Source organism: Polaribacter sargassicola (assembly GCF_021991835.1).
Lineage (GTDB): Bacteria > Bacteroidota > Bacteroidia > Flavobacteriales > Flavobacteriaceae > Polaribacter > Polaribacter sargassicola.
Genome location: NZ_JAHDAU010000228.1, coordinates 1 through 282, shown reverse-complemented (window position 1 = coordinate 282; position 282 = coordinate 1). Strand labels below are relative to the sequence as shown.

General features: G+C 70.6%; 1 protein-coding gene. It reads right to left on the bottom strand.

Annotated features, from left to right (window positions below):
- Window positions 1–282 (bottom strand): family 1 glycosylhydrolase (locus KI686_RS17720; RefSeq protein ID WP_237590420.1); only part of this gene is annotated, 282 nt, incomplete at both ends.

The following is a 282-nucleotide window of genomic DNA, read 5'->3' as shown; positions in this document are numbered from 1 at the left end:
GGCGACGGTGAGGTTGAGCGTGATCCCGAGATCGAGGTCGGCGTCGCGCGCGCGCAGCGCCTGCACGGCCTGGCCGTGTGCGAGCAGCAGATGATGCGAGGCGAGCAGACCGTCGCGGATGCTGGTGCGGCCGGGCGCGTGCACGCCGGCGGTGTACGAGAGGAACGACGAGCACCACGGCTCGTTCATGGTGGTCCAGTGCTGCACGCGGTCGCCCAGGGCGTCGTGCACAGTGAGCGCGTACTCGGTGAAGTGGTCCGCGATGTCGCGGTCGGTCCAGCC